Origin of the sequence: Clostridium beijerinckii (assembly GCF_036699995.1) — a bacterium.
Classification (GTDB): domain Bacteria; phylum Bacillota; class Clostridia; order Clostridiales; family Clostridiaceae; genus Clostridium; species Clostridium helianthi.
In genome coordinates, this window is the sequence record NZ_CP144906.1 from 5,454,356 (window position 1) to 5,472,500 (window position 18,145).

12 protein-coding genes, 2 rRNA genes and 1 riboswitch (1 of these 15 only partly in view) are annotated in these 18,145 nt (G+C 31.2%); of the genes, 3 read left to right on the forward strand and 11 right to left on the reverse strand.

What is annotated here, in order from left to right; translation table 11 throughout:
* Positions 1 to 215: 215 nt before the first annotated feature.
* The gene (locus PZA12_RS24445; RefSeq protein WP_103698985.1) at positions 216 to 2,606 is read right to left on the reverse strand and encodes a cation-translocating P-type ATPase; all 2,391 of its coding nucleotides are present in this window, start codon (positions 2,604 to 2,606) and stop codon (positions 216 to 218) included.
* A 230-nt stretch (positions 2,607 to 2,836) separates the two neighbouring features.
* Between PZA12_RS24445 and PZA12_RS24450 the strand changes: the two genes are divergently transcribed.
* Both PZA12_RS24450 and PZA12_RS24455 read left to right on the forward strand, forming a co-directional pair.
* Positions 2,837 to 3,559, forward strand: a complete 723-nt coding sequence (locus PZA12_RS24450; protein ID WP_103698986.1) for a lysophospholipid acyltransferase family protein — start codon at positions 2,837 to 2,839, stop codon at positions 3,557 to 3,559.
* Between the two features lie 223 nt (positions 3,560 to 3,782).
* Complete coding sequence (locus tag PZA12_RS24455; RefSeq protein WP_077844599.1) at positions 3,783 to 5,360, forward strand: DEAD/DEAH box helicase; 1,578 nt, start codon at positions 3,783 to 3,785, stop codon at positions 5,358 to 5,360.
* Positions 5,361 to 5,507: 147 nt separating this feature from the next.
* On the opposite strand, the gene PZA12_RS24460 is transcribed toward PZA12_RS24455, so the two are convergent.
* Positions 5,508 to 6,020, reverse strand: a complete 513-nt coding sequence (locus PZA12_RS24460) for an Hsp20/alpha crystallin family protein (protein WP_173712447.1) — start codon at positions 6,018 to 6,020, stop codon at positions 5,508 to 5,510.
* Positions 6,021 to 6,291: 271 nt separating this feature from the next.
* Between PZA12_RS24460 and PZA12_RS24465 the strand changes: the two genes are divergently transcribed.
* Positions 6,292 to 8,418, forward strand: coding sequence for a sigma-54-dependent transcriptional regulator (locus PZA12_RS24465; RefSeq protein ID WP_103699304.1), 2,127 nt, complete (start codon positions 6,292 to 6,294; stop codon positions 8,416 to 8,418).
* A 489-nt stretch (positions 8,419 to 8,907) separates the two neighbouring features.
* Here the strand turns inward: PZA12_RS24465 and PZA12_RS24470 are convergent, their stop codons facing one another.
* The 9 genes from PZA12_RS24470 to PZA12_RS24510 all read right to left on the reverse strand — a co-directional run.
* Positions 8,908 to 9,540, reverse strand: coding sequence for an HDIG domain-containing metalloprotein (locus PZA12_RS24470; protein WP_103699305.1), 633 nt, complete (start codon positions 9,538 to 9,540; stop codon positions 8,908 to 8,910).
* A gap of 253 nt (positions 9,541 to 9,793) precedes the next feature.
* Positions 9,794 to 10,132: a P-II family nitrogen regulator gene (locus PZA12_RS24475; protein WP_077838511.1), complete on the reverse strand. Its 339-nt coding sequence runs from the start codon at positions 10,130 to 10,132 to the stop codon at positions 9,794 to 9,796.
* 148 nt (positions 10,133 to 10,280) lie between these two features.
* On the reverse strand, positions 10,281 to 11,525 hold the full coding sequence (locus tag PZA12_RS24480; RefSeq protein WP_012061183.1) for an ammonium transporter: 1,245 nt from the start codon (positions 11,523 to 11,525) through the stop codon (positions 10,281 to 10,283).
* A 294-nt stretch (positions 11,526 to 11,819) separates the two neighbouring features.
* The gene (locus tag PZA12_RS24485) at positions 11,820 to 12,779 is read right to left on the reverse strand and encodes a phosphotransferase family protein (RefSeq protein WP_103699306.1); all 960 of its coding nucleotides are present in this window, start codon (positions 12,777 to 12,779) and stop codon (positions 11,820 to 11,822) included.
* 163 nt (positions 12,780 to 12,942) lie between these two features.
* Entirely contained in the window at positions 12,943 to 14,598 is a 1,656-nt protein-coding gene (locus PZA12_RS24490) for a SulP family inorganic anion transporter (RefSeq protein ID WP_077838513.1), read from the reverse strand.
* Between the two features lie 198 nt (positions 14,599 to 14,796).
* Complete coding sequence (gene dapA / locus PZA12_RS24495) at positions 14,797 to 15,666, reverse strand: 4-hydroxy-tetrahydrodipicolinate synthase (RefSeq protein WP_103699307.1); 870 nt, start codon at positions 15,664 to 15,666, stop codon at positions 14,797 to 14,799.
* A 144-nt stretch (positions 15,667 to 15,810) separates the two neighbouring features.
* Positions 15,811 to 15,977: riboswitch (Lysine riboswitch) on the reverse strand.
* A 35-nt stretch (positions 15,978 to 16,012) separates the two neighbouring features.
* Positions 16,013 to 16,789 carry a sulfite exporter TauE/SafE family protein gene (locus tag PZA12_RS24500; RefSeq protein WP_077844595.1) on the reverse strand — a complete coding sequence of 259 codons (777 nt, stop codon included), beginning with the start codon at positions 16,787 to 16,789 and terminating at the stop codon, positions 16,013 to 16,015.
* A gap of 112 nt (positions 16,790 to 16,901) precedes the next feature.
* Positions 16,902 to 17,018: ribosomal RNA gene (gene rrf / locus PZA12_RS24505) — 5S ribosomal RNA — on the reverse strand.
* A gap of 74 nt (positions 17,019 to 17,092) precedes the next feature.
* A 23S ribosomal RNA gene (locus tag PZA12_RS24510) occupies positions 17,093 to 18,145 on the reverse strand (it continues 1,858 nt past the right edge of the window).

Genomic DNA, 18,145 nt, shown 5'->3' on the forward strand with positions numbered 1-18,145 from the left:
TACATAAAAAAATAAATTATATTAGATATTAAATGTCTGATTACTAACCTTTCAAAAAATAAATTTTTCCATAAATACTTGATAAAATGTAAATACTGTAACTTATCCTTCTTCTAGCTCCATATAAACTAATAAACAAAAAACCTGAATATACTAAGCTAAAACTGTAAAAATAAAGCTTAAATACCCTCTATATGTATTTAAGCTTCATAGTTTTAAATTGTTTTAACTTTAAATTTTTTATTAACTCTAACTCTAAATATATCTACAATTTTAGTTATCAGAGGACTGGATGCTATTATTACTGCTAGCGATATGAGCCAATGACTTAATTGTATTTTAGTTAAGCTAAATATATATCTTCCTATTGGTGTTAAGAACCCCAACACTATTATCCCAAACATAGATAAACACATTACCGTTTTAAACTTAGTTAACGGTCTTGCGACTCTAAGCAATACCACCATACTAATTCCAGAAAACATTAGTACTGCTAAAGTTCTACTGTAATCCATTGGGAGATTCATTTGCATTGATATAATAAATGTTATAAGTATAAATATAGCAAGTAATATCCCGTTAGGAATACTAACAGTTAATATTCTTGTTAAAAATCCCTTTTTAACTCCACCCGTGCTAGGCAATAACGCCAAAAAGAATGATGGAATTCCTATAGCACAACTTCCCACTAATGACAACTGTATTGGAAGTATTGGATACTCTATAAATAATATTGAACATACAAATGATAGAATTATGCAAAATACAGTTTTGGATAAAAATAATTCTGATACTCTCTCCAAATTATTAATTTGCTTTCTTCCCTCTTCAAGAACTTTAGGAAGTGCAGTGAAATCAGATTTCATTAATACTAATTGCGCTACAGCTTTTGTTGCATCGGAACCATTTGCCATTGCAATGCCACAATCAGAAGATTTTAAAGCAAGTACATCATTCACTCCATCACCTGTCATTGCAACAGTATGCCCCATTTCCTGAAGAGCCAAAACGATTCTTTTCTTTTGATGTGGAGTAACTCTTCCAAAAACAGTTATTTCCTGAATCAAAGCCTTCAATTTTTCATTATCCTCTGGCAACTCTCTTGCATCCACATATTTTTCCCAGCCACTTAAGCCTGCTCTTCTTGCAACCTCTGAAACAGTAATAGGGCTATCTCCAGAAATAATTTTCACCCCTACGCCTTGACTATCAAAGTACTTTAATACATCAGGTGCTGCTTCTCTTATGATATCCTCAATTAGCACTAGTGCTACACTTTCTACCTTACCTTCTAATTTTTCATTCAAATTGTTATGAAGATTTGCTAGTAATAAAACTCTTTTTCCTTTTCTAGCTTCTTCTTTAACTATTTCTTCTATTAACTGGTATTCCTTACCCAATATTATTTCTGGTGCGCCAAGTACCCATGTCCCAAGCTTTTCAAAAGTAGCTCCGCTCCATTTTCTTTTAGATGAGAATGCAATCTTGTCTAAAACTTTGATTTCCTTATCATATTCCTTATATTTTTCTAATATAGCTTTCTGAGTTGGATTATTGCTTGGCAAATTATTTATTAATGCCGCTAATACATGATCTATCTCTTCAGAACTTTTAGAACCAATATTCTTCACTTCTGACAATCTTAACTCTCCTTGAGTCAAAGTTCCTGTCTTATCTAAACAAAGTACATCAACTCTTGCTAATACTTCTGTAGCACTTAGTTCTTGAACTAAAGTATCATATTTAGATAGCTTTATAATTGACACTATAAACGTAGCACTAGTTAATAGTACTAGTCCCTCTGGTATCATTCCTACAATTCCTGATACTGCTCCTATTAATGCATCCTGCCACGTATTCCCTGGTATTCTTAGTTGCGTTATTATTAATAATGCAGATAAAGGAGGTACAATCCATATTATTACTCTAAAAATTTTATCTATTGCTGCTTGTAGCTCTGAATTTATTATTTTAAATTGTTTAGCTTCCTCAGCAAGAGTAGATGAATATGTTTCTTTACCTACTTTTGTAACAATCGCATATCCCTCTCCAGATACCACGAAACTTCCAGATAACAATGTCTCTTTGTAATTTTTAGATATTGCATCGGCTTCTCCTGTTAACATAGACTCATCTATTTCTAATCCGTTACTATGCAAAACTTCTCCATCCGCTAATACCTGCATGCCGGTTTCTAGATAAATCACATCATCCAATACAATTTCTTCTATTGCAATCTCCTTTATTTCACCATCTCTAAGAACTTTTGCATGCGCAGAACTTATGACTGATAACTTTTCTAATGTGCGCTTAGCTTTAATTTCTTGAATCACTCCAATTAATGTATTTACTATTATAACGCCTACAAATATAGCATTCTTAGGTGATCCTGCTAGAATAATTATTGCTGCAAGCACAAAGTTTATTGCATTAAACCTTGTAAACAAATTAGCTCTTATTATTTGAGGCATAGTTCTTGATGGCGTTTTCGGAATGTGATTCACTTTTCCTTCTTTAATTCTCTGCTTAACTTCTTCAGATGTTAAACCAATTATAGCTTCAGCATCTTTCTCCTTCATATTCAACGTATTATTATTTAAATTCATCAAATTTCTCCTGCCTATGTAAATTATTTGCTATACTATTTCATAGAATTATCATTGTCTTATATATTATACATTTTTTAATATTATTTTACCCTAATTATTTACTTAATTTTAAATTAATTTTATTGAATTTTTAATAGGTATGTAATCTATTTAGTCTTTCAATATGTTAATTTTTATACTATACTGATTAGTGTAAAAATTAATATATTAAGGGTGTGTAATTTTTAATGTTAAGAACTATCTATTTTTATCTCGGATTAATAATAAGTCTTATATTTTCATCTATTTATAGAATTAGGATAAAAATCTTAACTAATAAAGGAGATATTGAAGGAAGAAAATGGTTCATTCATAAAGTAAGCCATTCTTGGGCAAAATTTATAATGAAAATATCGGGTGCAAAAATTAATGTTGTCGGTTTGGATAATCTTCCAAAAGATCAAACTGTATTATTTGTATCTAATCACCAAAGTAACTTTGATATTCCGTTGCTTCTAAGCTGCATTGACATTCCAAAAGGATTTATTGCAAAAAAGGAACTTGAAAAGCTACCTCTTATTAGTACTTGGATGAAATATATAAATTGCATTTTTATGGATAGAGATAACTTAAGAAAATCTGCTGAATCAATAGTTGAAGGTGTTAATTTATTAAAGTCTGGTTATTCAATGGTAATATTTCCAGAGGGTACTAGAAGCAAAGGTAAATCTGTGGACGAGTTTAAAAGTGGAAGCTTCAAATTAGCTACAAAATCCAAATGTCCTATAGTTCCACTGACTATAAATGGAACATATAAACTTATGGAGGAAAATAATAACGCAATAAAAAGTGCTGATATAGAATTAGTAATACATCCTTTAATAGATGTTGCTACCCTAAATAAAGACGAGCTAGAAAAGCTGCCTGAAACCGTTCATTCTATCATATCTAGTGCTTGCAAGCTACACTAATATAAAAAAGCAAGTTGCCTTAAATTAGGCAGCTTATTTTTATACATTAATTTAAGTATATTTTATACTAAATGCTGCTAATAATATATTTAGATTATAATATCTTTTGACATGAATTTATCTATTGTGTTATAATGAATTCATTTGACTTATATATAAAACTTTAATATAAGTTATCGAAACAAAAATAACTAATTTTGAAACAAAGAAACGAGGATATTTAATGAATGATAATCAATTTGCTACATTAGGTCTTAAAGAGAGTATTGTTAAGGCAATATCAGACCTTGGTTTTACAAAACCATCTCAAATACAAGAACAAAGTATCCCTGTAACACTTAGTGGCGCTGATTTAATAGGGCAGGCACAAACTGGTACCGGAAAAACTGCAGCTTACAGCTTACCAATTATCACCAAGATGAGTGATAATAAGGGAATCAAATCTCTTATTTTAGCACCAACAAGAGAACTTGCTGTTCAAGTTAATGAGGAGATACAAAGACTTTCTAAATATGAGAAAATTGGAACTCTAGCTGTTTATGGTGGAGATTCAATCGAAAGACAAATCAGAGCACTAAGAAAAGGCGATGTCGATATTGTCGTTGGAACGCCTGGTAGAATATTAGATCTTGTAAAAAGAAAATGCCTTCATTTAGAAAGTATAGAATTTCTAGTACTAGATGAAGCTGACGAAATGCTTAACATGGGATTCATCGATGATATTCAAGAAATTCTTAGTCATACACCATCTGAAAGACAAACTTTATTGTTTTCAGCAACAATGCCTGATCCAATAGCAAAGTTGGCTAAAAAGTATATGAAACCAGATGCTAAACTTGTTAGTATTAAGAGGAGTTCATTAACTGTATCTAAAATTGAGCAAAGTTATTTTATGATTAATAATAAGCATAGATTAGAAGCTCTTTGTAGATTACTTGATCTAGATAATCCTAGTTCGGCTATAATATTCTGTAGAACTAAAAGAGGTGTTGACGAGCTTGTACAAGAACTACAATCAAAAGGTTATATGGTTGAAGGTATGCATGGAGATATGACACAAGCTCACAGATTAACTACTTTAAATAAATTTAAAGAAGGTACACTAAATCTATTAATAGCTACTGATGTTGCTGCTAGAGGTATAGATGTGGAAGGTGTAACTCATGTATTTAACTATGATTTACCTCAAGATGTAGAATCATACGTTCACAGAATTGGTAGAACTGGTAGAGCAAATAAAAGCGGTACAGCTTATTCTTTAGTAACTCCAAAGGATTTTTCAATGCTTAAACAAATTCAAAATGTTACTAAAAGTTCAATCACACAAAAGCCAGTTCCAACTGCAGAAGAAATTAATAATAAAAAATTTAAGGACATGATGTCAGAGGTTGAGAGTACTATTAAAGCTGGTGAGCTTACTAAGTTTATACCAAGTGCAATAGAATTGACTGAATCTTATGATGCAGTATCAGTTATTTCAGCCCTAATGAAAATGAAGTTTGAAAATGAAATTGTATTTGATTACAGTTCAAACAAATTAGAAGCGCCTAAAAAAGAAGATGTTCGTTTATTTTTCTCTGTCGGCAAAAGAGACGGTTTAACTCCAAAAGTATTAATTAATTATATTAAAGATATGACAAGAGTTAATGCTTCAGCAATTGGTCAAATAGATCTTATGGAGAACTTCTCATTTGTAACTGTTGATGAGTCTATATCTTCTAAAATATTAAAAAATTGTCCTGGTGGAAAAATTAATAAGAAGAAGGTTAATGTTGAGGTTGCTAATAAGCGTAAGAGATAATAAAACTTTTTATTCTTAATACTCTTACTTAAGGGAAGATTTAAATTTAGGTATAATGCCTAGAGCTTATCCTCCCTTTTTTGCTTTTATTATAAAAATAACTACTCTAAAAATAGCATTAAAACATTTCATGCTATTCCTTATACATCACTGTATATCCGCATCATCTTGATAAGAATCCACATCTATTATATTCGATGTATTTTCTAACGAATACTTTTTCTGCATTATTATACTAAGAACTCCATTATCAATACTTTTAAGTATCTGATTTGTGTCTATATCCTCAATATCATTAAATCTTTTATTATAAGCATTCTTAACAAGAGCAGTATTAGAAAATATCCCAAATCCACTTTTTTTAATTTCTAATCTATTTAGGTTTATATCTAATATTCCTGGATCATATCTTATGCTTAATTCTCTAAGATCAATACCTTTTAGATCTATAGTTAGATGATACATATCATCATACCGATTAAGTTTTATAAAATTATTATATTCTTCTCTATTTCCTTCATTAGAAGAAATATTTTCATTATTTTTAGCAAATTCATTTATATCAAAGTTACCTAAAAATGAATGCATAATTCCACTTATCTTTTCTATATTGTTTGGATTAAAAACATTATCAAATCCAAAAGTAAAAATTTTAAACATATCTTCCTCCCAATATATTTCTTAACACTTATATAATATTTATAAACTTCCAATTTGTTTAAATCATTTATCTTAATTTTAGTTGTATTTTTAAACTTTAATTAGTGTATCAATTCCTAAATATTACTTAATTTTTTCAAGTGTATAATCTCATTACTTTTTAATACTGTTCTAATCCAATATATTTCTTTTTTTAAATATGCATCAATACACTATTGAATAAATTCATATAAGATATTACAATATTTATTATATACAGGAGGATACTATAATGAAGCGTATTGATAAGATTTATAACTATATTTTAAAAAATTCTAAGAACTTTAATAAAGATAAATTTTTAGATCAAAAGGGGTTTAGCGCCCAAGAAATTGGCGAAAAATTAGATATACTAAGAAATAATGTTTCAAAAGAACTTAATATTCTCTGTAGAGAGAAGAAAATTATTAAAATGAAAAATAGGCCAGTTATGTATTTTGATAGGAGTTGCCTTGAAAATATACTATCTATAAAGCTACCTGAAGATTTAGATGAAATATTAGATATTAATATATTACTTTCTTCTCCTTCAAATGCATTTATTGAGAATAAGTCACCTTTTAACTATCTAATTGGCGCTAATACAAGTTTAAAAAATCAAATTGAACAAGCTAAAGCTGCATTGATGTACCCACCAAACGGATTACATACATTAATAATTGGTGGTACAGGCGTTGGTAAAAGTTTATTTGCTAACATAATGTATGAATACTCTAAATATATAAAAAGGCTCTCAAAAGATGCTCCTTTCGTTGTTTTTAATTGTGCTGATTATGCTAATAATCCACAACTTCTTCTATCATGTATTTTTGGACACATCAAAGGTTCCTTTATAGGTGCTGATAAAGAGATAGATGGTATTGTTTCAAAAGCCGATGGAGGCATTTTACTCCTTGATGAAATACATAGATTGCCACATGAAGCTCAAGAGATGGTATTTCACTTCATGGATACAGGAACTTACAATAAACTTGGTGAAACAGGTAACACCCGAAGAGCTAGTATACTATTAATAGGTTCGACAACGGAAGATCCTAATTCCACTTTACTTAATACTTTCACAAGAAAAATTCCAATAACTATAACTATTCCAAGTTTTGATGAAAGACCAATTGATGATCAAATTGAGTTAATACACTATTTGTTATCAAATGAAGCCCAAAGAGTTAACAAAACTATTAAGATTTCAGCTGAAGCTATTGAAGCTTTAATAAGAAGTACATCTTACGGAAATGTTGGACAGCTTAAATTGAATATCCAATCAGCGTGTGCAAAAGGATTTTTAAACTGTATCAATACAGATGAATGTATTGATATAAATTTAAACTTATTCCCATCTAATATAAAAAACAAAATTTTAACTTTTAGTGATAAAGGAAGGGTTAATGTAACAGAATGGAATATAATTCCTAACACAATTACAATTCAACCTGATGGTGATAAAACTTTCTTAGAAACTGATGATTATGAACCACCTTTTAATATTTATAACATTATTGAGGATAAAACTTCTGCTCTTCATGAAGAAGGTATGAGTGATGATTATATAAAAGATTTTATAACTACTGATATCAATATTCATTTAAAGCAATTCTATTCTAGGCTTAAAAACGATGCACATTGTCGTGAAGTCTTATTAAAAATTGTTAATAAGGATATTGTTGAATTTGTTGAAGAGATCAAAGCTCTGGCAGAATTCAGATTAAATAGAAAATTAAATGAAAGATTTATTTATGCAACAAGTCTACATTTTAGCGCTCTGTTTAATAGAATTAAGAAAAAAAATGATTCCTTTTCATCACATATTGATCTACAGTTATCTGTTAACAATAAAGAATATGATGTTGCAGTTGAAATTCATCAGTTGACCCAAAAACGTTATAATATAACTCTTCCTCCAATTGAGGTTGATTATCTAGCATTGCTTTTGGCTTCAATACAAGAATCCTCCCACCAAGAAAGGGTTGGGGTAGTAGTTGCTTCTCATGGCTCGAGTGCAGCAACAAGTATGGTTGCTGTTGCTAGAAAGCTCTTTGATGTTGATAATATTTTAGCTGTAGATATACCTCTTGAAATGATGCCTTCTGATATGTTACAAGTTATTACTGAAAAAGTTAAAATAGCCGATGAAGGCAAAGGAGTATTGCTTTTAGTAGATATGGGATCATTAAATAGCTTGAGTGATGTTATAAATGAACGTACTAGCATTAATACTAAAAGTTTAGATATGGTATCAACACAATTAGTTCTAGAGGCTGTTAGAACATGTTCCCTCTGCAATACAGATTTAAACTCTGTTTATTCTTATCTAGTTAATGATTTTAAAGGATATGCAAATAATGTTATTACCGAATACTAAACTTTAGTAAATTCTGAATTTAGTATCAAAATAAGCTTGTAAATACTGGAATATATATTATTCCTAAAAAAGTGTATCAAAATATTCATACAGTGTATTGCCTTTGTAAAATTTCAATTTATTAAATATAATCAAACTGTATCCTTAATAGTATTCAATGTTATCTGACACACTAATGAGGATGTTAATTACTATATATTAGTATCCAAATAGTAATTAAAAGATGGTAAAGTAGTGATTTCATTAATTATAGACATTTATAAAAATTTCTCAAAAAAGCTTATCAAATCAGCAGAAATGATTTTCGCTACTCAAAAATGTAGACATAGTTATATTTAAATCAGGTGAGGATATAGGCAATCTAGTTGGAACATATATTAACATAATTTTCACCTTCAGGTGTTCAATCTCACATAGTTGATTAGAATTAAAAAAAATGTAGTTAATCTACATTTTTTTTAACAAATTTAATCACTTACATTCAGATGATTATTTATTTTTTCTTTTGAAATCAGTTATTTTTTCTTTAAACTTTCTTACTTCCTCTTTTGTTTTATTTATTTCTATATGATCTAAATTACCTCTACCTAACCTATCTGATAGGGAAACTAAGAAAATCTCATTTATATCTACATCTCTTAGCATGTCTCCTATATTTTGAAATTTCATATCTTTAGTTACAAATAAACTTTGCATATGCCATCTTACAAGCCCTCTTACTTCATCTATAAAGTTTTCTTCCATATTAAAATATGTAAGAAATTCTCTAGCCATTTCAGCTCCTACACTGTCGTGGTTATAAGATGTTAGTCTTCCTTTTCTTAATTTAGTAGTAGGTTTTTTACCTATATCATGCAATAGAAGTGCCCACATAAATACTCTTTTATCTCTGCTTCTTTCTCTATTTAATGCTCCTTGATCAATAACCATCATTGTATGTATAAAGACGTTCCCTTCCGGATGAAATTTAGGATTCTGATCAACATCTCGTAAGTCACTTATCATTGAAAATGGATAATTATCAAGATTATGATTTTTTAGTGCATTCTCTAAGTAAATAGATGGCTTATCATCGCTAATTAAATGCTCCTCAATATTTAAAAAAATTTCTTTTTCATTCATAATATACTCCTATTAGACATTTTCTACTGAACCAATATACTTTATTTTAATTCAACAATATTAGTATATCTAATATCAAAATTATTAAACTCAAAAGTTTTTAAAAAGCCACTTTCAATATTAATACATTATTTATATATAGAAATAGTAGGTAAATCTATATCAAAACAGATCAACCTACTATTTTCTATATATTTTATTCTTATTGCTTACTGCAAGTTAGATTCTATATTAATTGGTGAATACTTTATTTCTATAAAGCTGCATTTCCTCTCTCACCTGTTCTAATTCTTATAGCATCTGCAATATCAATTATAAATATTTTTCCGTCTCCAACTTCACCAGTCCTAGCAATTGAAGTAATAAGTTCAATTACATCTTCTACCTTGTCATCTTCTACAACTATTTTAACTTCTATCTTTGGTAATACATTTGTTGTTATTTCAGTACCCCTATGATATTCCTTCCAGCCACGTTGTTGTCCGCATCCCATAACCTGACTTATAGTAACACCATTTATATTTTTATTCTTTAATGCTTCTTTAACTTCTTCAAGCTTCGAAGGTCTTACAATAGCTTCTACTCTTTTCATAATATACTTCCTCCCTAATCATCTATATAATGTATAATATTATTTTAACAATATATATCTAAAAATTATACAACTAATTTTTATACAAATACTTTATTACAATATATACATTACACAATACTATAAAGTTTCATGGATATATTAATATTTAGTCTAATCCAGTAAATGCTGGGTATGCTGTTTCACCATGCTCAGCGACATCAAGACCATCAGCTTCTTCTGCACTTTCAACTCTAATAGTCATAAATAACTTCATAACTTTCAAGATAATAAATGTCATAACCGCTGCAAAAACTATTGTTATTGCTATACCTTCTATTTGAGCTATTAAAAGCTTAATATCTCCAAAGAAAAGACCATTCCATTGTGCTACAGAGTTTATTGCTGTTTGTCCAAATAGACCTGTTGCAATACCTCCCCAAACTCCTCCAATTCCATGACATCCAAATGCATCTAATGCATCATCATATCCGAATTTAGATTTAACTGCAGTCATGAAGAAGAAGCATATTGGAGATACTATAGCTCCTATTATAATTGAACTCCAAAGAGGAACGAATCCAGCCGCCGGTGTTATTGCAACTAATCCTACAACAGCTCCTGTTGCAGCTCCAAGTATTGTTGGCTTTCCATGTTTTATTTTCTCAATTAGCATCCATGAAAGTAGTGCTGACGCTGCCGCAGTATTTGTTGTCATGAAAGCATGAACTGCAAGTGGACCAGCATTTAATGCACTACCTGCATTAAATCCAAACCAACCAAACCAAAGTAATGCTGCTCCAAGAACTACAAATGGAATATTGTGTGGCTTATATGACATCATACCATATCCACGTCTTTTACCTAATACAATACAAGCTACAAGTCCTGAAACTCCTGAACTTATATGAACTACATCTCCACCAGCAAAATCAACTGCTCCTAAAGAGTTTATTAATCCACCTGAACCCCACACCATATGTGCTAGTGGGTAGTATACTAAAATTGACCACAATGCTATGAATATAAATAGTGCTGAGAATCTCATTCTTCCTACTAAAGATCCTGTTATAAGAGCCGGAGTGATTATTGCAAACATCATTTGAAATGCTGCAAAAAGCTCATGTGGTATAGTAGGTGCATACGATGAAGGATCTCCACCTACTCCATTAAATCCAAAAAAGTTAAGTCCTCCTATTACTCCTCCAATATTATCTCCAAATGCTAGTGAGTAGCCTATTAAAACCCACATTACAGATGCTAATCCACAAATAAAGAATGAAGACATTAACGTATTTAAAACATTTTTTCTACGAACCATTCCACCATAAAAGAATGCAAGTCCTGGTGTCATTAAAAGTACAAGTGCTGAACAAATCAATATAAAACTGCTATCGCCAAAATTAATTTCCATAAAAAATCCCCCTTAAATATAGTAATTTTAAGATATAAATTGCTAATTAACATCTTGAAATTACTTAAATTTTTTCAAATAACTGTTAATAGAGAGATAACTGCGCACATTATCTAAAAATGAATTTAATAGTCTCTTAGAATTATAATTATAATTTTTATAAATGAAAAAAGGTGCTTGAGAAATATACTTACGAGTATATTTCTCAAACACCATTGTTCTTATTGATAGTATATTATCTCCATATAAAATTGTCAACATTTTTTTCAAAGGAGATTTAATTTTGTTTAACATCTAATCAAAAACACTTAATGTATTAATTATTATTTTCTTTATGTTTTCATGCTTAATTGGCATTTCCTCATTCGTTCCTATTAATTGAATCAAATTTACGAGATCTCTTAGCTTACTTATGTTATACCAATTTTGAGTAAGCTTATAATCTGAAAATTTATTATACTCATATTCAAATGCCTCAATTAATTTTCTATTAAAATATTCTTCATATCTAAAGAACTGTCCTATATCTGCTAAAGGGTGCCCTGCTATTACGAACTCCCAATCTAATATACCTGCTAGCATTTTATTTTTTATTATTATATTAGTCCCCTGAAAATCGCCATGAACAAGCCTAGGATCTTTATCTAAATCTCTTAATGCTTTTTCATTCTCCCTAATCACACGATTAATGTCATTTACAATAGTTTTTCCTAAACGCTTCTTAGCTATATCTCCCATGAAGCTTTCATACCATGAAACAAGTGGTGGTAGTTCTTCTCTTATATGTAAACATTCATCTAAAGCCCCAACCTTAGAAAACTTATAGCTATGTATTTTAGCTAAAGCCCTTGCAACGTTTCTAACAAAACTATCCTCCAAACTATAACCTTCTCTTATAGCCTGCCCTATAGTTTGTCCCTCAATATATTCATAAATGGCATATTCCCTGTTTCCAATATCCTCATCTTCACTTACTCTATATACTTCTGGTACAGGTACAAACTTAGAATTTCTCAAAAAATTTAATAGCTTAATTTCTTTCTTATAATCCTGCCCCTTTATAAAAAATATTTTTAATATATATTTTTTTTCTAGATTATTAGATTCAACAATATAATTTGTAGTCCTGCACCCTGAATCTATTGGTATAATATTATTAATGTCACATTCTTTCAATATACCTTTGAATAACTTTTTAATTGTTGCATTACTAACTTCCAAAAATGGAAATGTCCTTTCCCATCTATATTCCATGCCTTACCTCTTTATTTATTCAGCTTATTGCTTATAATCAAAATTAAATAAAAATATTCTTAAACAAAAGTTTTTTATAAGTCCAATTCCTTTTAGGTAAAATATTAAAATTTACGACAATATCTAAACAATATATTTTTACTATTTCCTTGGAAATAATCTACTAGGATGCTTCTAATTCCTTTACATAATCATAAGCTTTCTCTATTGCTTCTGTTTTAGTTTCGTATATATGACTTACTCCAATTTTAACTGCAAACCCCATCTTATTTAGTACTTTCATAGGTTGATTTTGTACATGTGTTAAGCAAAGTTTTATATTTAACTCATTGCAATGTTTAAGTAATCTAGTTAATGCATCTATAGCAGATGCATCTATTGCGTGAGTATGTCTCATGTCTAAAATTACAACCCCTACTGAAGATTCAATTTCCTTCATTTTATCAAAAAACTCATGTATTACTCCAAAGAACATCGGACCATTTACTTGATATACACGTATCCTTCCATCTGCCTTTTCCAGTACAGTATTAGTGTCCTTATCGAAAACCTTCTCCTCTACCAAATCTCTAATTTCAGTAGTATCAGATACTCTCTTCATGAATAAAAACATAGTCATAATCATTCCAATTCCTATTGCTATAACCAAATCAAATATAACCGTGCATGTAAATGTAAGTAATAATACAATAACATCACTTTTAGGTGCCTTTAATAATGATTTAAACACTTTCCATTGACTCATATTATAAGCAACTATTATCAAAATTGCTGAAAGTACGGACATTGGTATCATCCTTGCAAGTGGCATCAAAATTAACATAGTAGCTAACAATGTTATAGAATGTACCATCCCTGATACTGGACTTCTTCCATTTGATTTTACATTAGCAGCAGTCCTTGCAATCGCACCTGTAGCAGGTATTCCACCAAATATTCCACATGTAATATTAGCTAAACCTTGAGCTATAAGTTCCATATTTGAATCATGTTTATCTGATATCATCCCATCTGCTACGGTTGCTGATAATAGTGATTCTAATGCTGCCAGTATAGCAATAGTAATAGATGGAGCAAATAATTTATTTATTACATCCATATTTATCTTAGGAAACATAGGCATTGGTAACGTTGATGATATCTCCTGAAACCTACTTCCTATAGTCTCTACTGGTATATTAAATATTTTCACAAAAATAGTAGCGACAATTAGCGCAATCATTGATCCAGGTATTGTCTTGCTAACTTTAGGCCAAAATATCATTATAAAAATACAGCTTATACCTATTATTAGCGACCATGTATTTAACGTTCCTATATTGGTAAGATAACTTTTCCATTTTGCAAAAAACTCTGCTGGAACATTTTCAATTTTCAATGCTAAAAAATCTTTGACTTCAGTGGATACCAGCGTTACTGCTATACCAGCAGTAAATCCTATTGTTATTGTCTGGGGTATGTACTTAATTAATGAACCAAACTTTAAAATCCCCATTATTATTAATATAATTCCAGCCATTATCGTTGCTACAACAAGTCCACCTATACCATACTCTTGAATAATAGAATAAATTATAACTACAAAAGCCGCTGTAGGTCCACCTATTTGAACTTTACTTCCACCTAAGAGTGAAATAATAAATCCTGCAAATATTGCTGTCGTAAGCCCTTTCTCTGGAGATACTCCCGATGATATTCCAAGTGCTATTGACAACGGTAATGCTATTACAGCTACAATAACGCCAGCTATAATATCCTTCATAACTTGCTCTCTAGTAATTTCCTTGTTCTTAATCATAGAAAAGAACTTAGGCATCATTTCTAATCACTTCCTTATTAAATTTGTCAGTCTCTATCTTACTCCTAAATTTTAAAGTAGTCAAAATACCCCTGTCATTGCTACATTACTAGAAGAATTCATAGAGAAATTAATCCAAAGTGATTTTTTATTGAAGCCAATTCATTTAACTTATAACAATTATCTATAATATAATTATACTTTTTTATCTCAGTTATGTTAAATACTTAATATTTTATCTATCTTACTTTCTAATCCTTTTGTGATATTCATTAATGGCAATCTAACTTCATCAGAATCTATTATACCTAGTTTCTTTAGGCTGTACTTAAGAGGTGTTGGATTTGGTTCTGAAAATAATAGCGGTATCATTTTATATAGAGAATTCCATTTTTTTAGTGCAGCTTGATGATCATTAGCCTTTGCTAAGTTATATACCTCAATAAAATCTTTAGTATTTAAATGTGCTGATGCCATTATTCCGCCTTGTCCTCCAAGCATAAGCGTCGTATAAAAATACATATCTTCACCTGTTAAGATGGAAAAATCTTTTGGAGGATTCATTAATAGTTCAGTTGTTTGCTTCATGCTTCCACAGCAATCTTTTATTCCTATTATGTTTTTTAACTGAGATAATACATGCACAGTTTCATTTTCAATATTAGCTCCAGTTCTATATGGTATATTATAAAGTACTATATCCAAATCAGTTGATTCTGATATACTTTTAAAGTGCTCATAAATACCTCTTTGATCTGGTCTCGAATAGTATGGTGTAACTGATAGTATTCCATTCACTTTATGCTTTTCTACTAATTTTAGCTTTTTAATTACTTCACTTGTATTATTGCCTCCTAATCCGACGTATACTGGAACTCTATTCTTATTATATTGAACAGTTTTTTCTAAAATTTCCTCATATTCATTCTCTAGTATTGTAGGTGATTCTCCTGTAGTTGCAAGTGGTATAATTCCATTTACTCCTTCTTCTACGTAATGATTAATCATTCTTTCGTAAGATTTAAAATCTACCTTTCCATCTTTAAATGGTGTTAATAATGGTACTAGAACTCCTTCAACCTTTGCCAACTTCTCCAACTCCTCAAATCTATTTTATTAAATAAGAAAACCCGTTAGCATATATACCAACGGGTAGAGTTAACCGCATAAAACTTGTACAAAACTAAAACATAAAATATCATAACTATAACATTATTATCTATAGCTTCACCAAATCCTTGTAGCTCTCCACTTTCGTGACAGTTATGCATATATTTTATGCATACCCAGAAATAAATTTTTGCATAATCTAAATCTTCGGCTATAATACCTTTCTTTATTAGTCAACGTTTGCCAACTCATAATAAATACTCTTTATTAATAGCACCTCTACCTTAGGTTTTCGTTATTACATTATTAAAATTATATCATTTAATTAACTACTTGTAAATAAAATAGCATCTATCACTTTACCAAATAACATAATTATTACTAATATTATTATCGGCTTTATAATCTTCGCTCCACTTTTAATTGCAAAATGTGCCCCTAAATAATTTCCTAAACTAGCACATATAGCTGCAGGTATACCTATCATAAATAAAACCTTGCCATTTAATATATAAGCTATTAGTGCTGCAAAATTAGATGCCAAATTCACTATCTTAGCATTACCAGACGCAGTTATAAGATTGAATCCTAAAAACGATGTGAAAGCTAAAACTAAAAATGTTCCTGTTCCCGGACCAAAAAATCCATCATAAGCTCCTATTACTAAACCTATTATTCCTGCCACTAAATAAATCTTTCTATGTTCTACTTTCTTTTCGTTATTTTCTACTCCAATCTTTCTGTTAAACAAAAGAAAAACTGCAACAATAGGTAAAATGATAATAAGACAGTATTGCAAATACTTTTCATCTAGTAGCAATACTAATTGCGTTCCAAACCAAGATCCTATAATAGCACCTATAGCTGAAATTAATGCTGGTTTAATTTTTATATTACCACTACTTAAAAATTTTATGGAAGCCGCAAATGTTCCAATGCCATTTGCAAACTTATTGGTTCCATATGCCATATGTATTGGCATTCCAGCAAAAATATATGCTGGCAAAGATATTATTCCCCCTCCACCTGCAACAGCATCCACAAAACCTGCGCAAAATACTAATGGGCATATGATAAGCAATGTTATATTATATGAATACATAACCTCTCCTAACGACAATAAGTTAATTATATTCTCTATAAAGATAATTGACTTATTACGACTTTAATAAAATTAAAATAAAAAAGATAGTCATTACAACTATCTTTTGCTTACCTCGCAACGTCCTACTCTGCCACACAGTCTCCCATGCAGTACCATCGGCGCTATAGACCTTAACTTTCCTGTTCGGAATGGGAAGGAGTGTTACCTCTATGCCATCACCACGAGATCTTTAATTTGAAAAAACTTTGTTCTTTCAAAATTGCACACAGTTTCTTTAATGTATATTACAACTTGATTATATTGGTCAAGCCCTCGACCTATTAGTATCAGTCAGCTAAATATGTTACCATACTTACACCTCTGACCTATCAACCTTGTAGTCTTCAAGGGGTCTTACTAGCTTATGCTATGGGAAATCTCATCTTGAGGTGGGCTTCACACTTAGATGCTTTCAGCGTTTATCCCTTCCCGACTTAGCTACCCAGCTATGCTTCTGGCGAAACAACTGGTACACCATAGGTCAGTCCATCCCGGTCCTCTCGTACTAAGGACAGCTCCTCTCAAATTTCCTACGCCCGCGACGGATAGGGACCGAACTGTCTCACGACGTTCTGAACCCAGCTCGCGTGCCGCTTTAATGGGCGAACAGCCCAACCCTTGGGACCTACTTCAGCCCCAGGATGCGACGAGCCGACATCGAGGTGCCAAACCTCCCCGTCGATGTGAACTCTTGGGGGAGATCAGCCTGTTATCCCCGAGGTAGCTTTTATCCGTTGAGCGATGGCCCTCCCACGAGGTACCACCGGATCACTAAGCCCGACTTTCGTCCCTGCTCCACTTGTAGGTGTCGCAGTCAGGCTCCCTTCTGCCTTTACACTCTTCGAACGATTTCCGACCGTTCTGAGGGAACCTTTGGGCGCCTCCGTTACATTTTAGGAGGCGACCGCCCCAGTCAAACTGCCCACCTAACAATGTCCTGTCACCAGTTTCATGGCATCCAGTTAGAACTTCAATACTATCAGGGTGGTATCCCAACAACGACTCCACCAAGGCTGACGCCCTAGTTTCCCAGTCTCCCACCTATCCTGTACAGACAATACCGAAATTCAATGCTAAGCTACAGTAAAGCTCTACGGGGTCTTTCCGTCCAATCGCGGGTAGCGAGCATCTTCACTCGCACTACAACTTCGCCGGATTTGCAGTTGAGACAGTGCACAAGTCATTACGCCATTCGTGCGGGTCAGAACTTACCTGACAAGGAATTTCGCTACCTTAGGACCGTTATAGTTACGGCCGCCGTTTACTGGGGCTTAAGTTCACACCTTCGCGATATTTCGCTAAGTGTTCCCCTTA

Excerpts from the sequence above, each read along its gene's own strand:
- PZA12_RS24445 (WP_103698985.1), bottom strand. The coding sequence starts at position 2,606 with ATGAATTTAAATAATAATACGTTGAATATGAAGGAGAAAGATGCTGAA.
- PZA12_RS24450 (WP_103698986.1), top strand. The coding sequence starts at position 2,837 with ATGTTAAGAACTATCTATTTTTATCTCGGATTAATAATAAGTCTTATA.
- PZA12_RS24455 (WP_077844599.1), top strand. The coding sequence starts at position 3,783 with ATGAATGATAATCAATTTGCTACATTAGGTCTTAAAGAGAGTATTGTT.
- PZA12_RS24460 (WP_173712447.1), bottom strand. The coding sequence starts at position 6,020 with ATGTTTAAAATTTTTACTTTTGGATTTGATAATGTTTTTAATCCAAAC.
- PZA12_RS24465 (WP_103699304.1), top strand. The coding sequence starts at position 6,292 with ATGAAGCGTATTGATAAGATTTATAACTATATTTTAAAAAATTCTAAG.
- PZA12_RS24470 (WP_103699305.1), bottom strand. The coding sequence starts at position 9,540 with ATGAATGAAAAAGAAATTTTTTTAAATATTGAGGAGCATTTAATTAGC.
- PZA12_RS24475 (WP_077838511.1), bottom strand. The coding sequence starts at position 10,132 with ATGAAAAGAGTAGAAGCTATTGTAAGACCTTCGAAGCTTGAAGAAGTT.
- PZA12_RS24480 (WP_012061183.1), bottom strand. The coding sequence starts at position 11,525 with ATGGAAATTAATTTTGGCGATAGCAGTTTTATATTGATTTGTTCAGCA.
- PZA12_RS24485 (WP_103699306.1), bottom strand. The coding sequence starts at position 12,779 with ATGGAATATAGATGGGAAAGGACATTTCCATTTTTGGAAGTTAGTAAT.
- PZA12_RS24490 (WP_077838513.1), bottom strand. The coding sequence starts at position 14,598 with ATGATGCCTAAGTTCTTTTCTATGATTAAGAACAAGGAAATTACTAGA.
- PZA12_RS24500 (WP_077844595.1), bottom strand. The coding sequence starts at position 16,789 with ATGTATTCATATAATATAACATTGCTTATCATATGCCCATTAGTATTT.